General features: G+C 67.2%; 2 protein-coding genes. Both read right to left on the reverse strand.

Features of this window, described 5'->3' with window-relative positions; genetic code table 11:
* A partial coding sequence (locus AB0K92_RS33545) for an alpha-amylase family glycosyl hydrolase (RefSeq protein WP_365929051.1) occupies window positions 1-872 on the reverse strand: 872 nt, incomplete at its 3' end.
* A partial coding sequence (locus AB0K92_RS33550) for a DUF3459 domain-containing protein (RefSeq protein ID WP_365929052.1) occupies window positions 869-1367 on the reverse strand: 499 nt, incomplete at its 5' end. The genes AB0K92_RS33550 and AB0K92_RS33545, both read right to left, overlap by 4 nt.

Genomic DNA, 1367 nt, shown 5'->3' on the forward strand with positions numbered 1-1367 from the left:
ATGACCGGGAAGTGGAAGGCCATGTGGCATTCGTCGCCGCCGCTGGCGTAGTCGCCGAAGTAGTCGACGACGTCCTCCGGCCACTGGTTGGCCTCCGCCAGCAGCACGGTGTCCGGATACATCGCGTCGATCTCGCGGCGGACCCGCTTCAGGAACTCGTGGGTCGCCGGGAGGTTTTCGCAGTTGGTGCCGTCCTCGGCGTACAGGTACGGCACGGCGTCCAGGCGGTAGCCGTCGATGCCCAGGTCCAGCCAGAACCGCAGGGCCGCCAGGATCTCCTCCTGCACGGCGGGGTTCTCGTAGTTGAGGTCCGGCTGGTGGGAGAAGAAGCGGTGGAAGTAGTACTGGCCGCGGACCGGGTCGAAGGTCCAGTTGGACACCTCGGTGTCGACGAAGATGATCCGCGCGTCCTGGTACTGCTTGTCGTCGTCGGCCCACATGTAGTAGTCGCCGTAGGGGCCGTCCGGGTCCTTGCGGGACTCCTGGAACCACGGGTGCTGGTCACTCGTGTGGTTCATGACGAAGTCGATGATGACCCGCATGCCGCGCTGGTGGGCGGCGTCCACGAACTCCACGAAGTCCGCCAGGTCACCGAACTCGGGCAGGACGGCGGTGTAGTCGGAGACGTCGTACCCGCCGTCCCTGAGCGGGGACTGGAAGAAGGGCGGCAGCCACAGACAGTCGACACCGAGCCACTGCAGATAGTCCAGTTTGGCGGTCAGGCCCTTGAGGTCGCCGACGCCGTCGCCGTTGCTGTCGTGGAAGGAGCGCACCAGCACTTCGTAGAAGACGGCGCGCTTGAACCACTCCGGGTCACGGTCCTTGGCGGGCGTGTCCTCGAAGGTGTCCGGGACGGGCTCGTTGACAGTCATGACGCTGCTGACCCTCCGATCTGCGGCGCGGCGGGGGACCGCTGGACATGGAGCACATGGGCCGGCGCGCGGCCGGGCTCCAGACGCACGTAGTTCGTGCTGCCCCAGTGATAGGTCTCACCCGTCAGTTCGTCGTGCACCGACACGGCTGCGTGCGGGTCCAAGCCGAGTTGCGGCAGGTCCAGCGTGACCGTGGCCTCCTGAGTGTGGTGAGGGTCGAGGTTGGCGACCACCAGAACCGTGTCGGAGCCGGACCGCTTGGAGTACGCGATCAGCGCGTCGTTGTCGGTCCGGTGGAAGTGCAGGGTGCGCAGCCGGTGCAGCGCGGGATGGCGGCGCCGGATGTCGTTCAGGCGGGTGATGAGGGGTGCGATGCTGCGCCCCTCGCGCTCGGCCGCCGCCCAGTCGCGGGGCCGCAGCTGGTACTTCTCCGAGTCCAGGTACTCCTCGCTGCCTTCCCGCAGGGGGGTGTTCTCGCACAGCTCGTAGCCGGAG

Source organism: Streptomyces sp. NPDC052687, assembly GCF_040678395.1.
Taxonomy (GTDB): domain Bacteria; phylum Actinomycetota; class Actinomycetes; order Streptomycetales; family Streptomycetaceae; genus Streptomyces.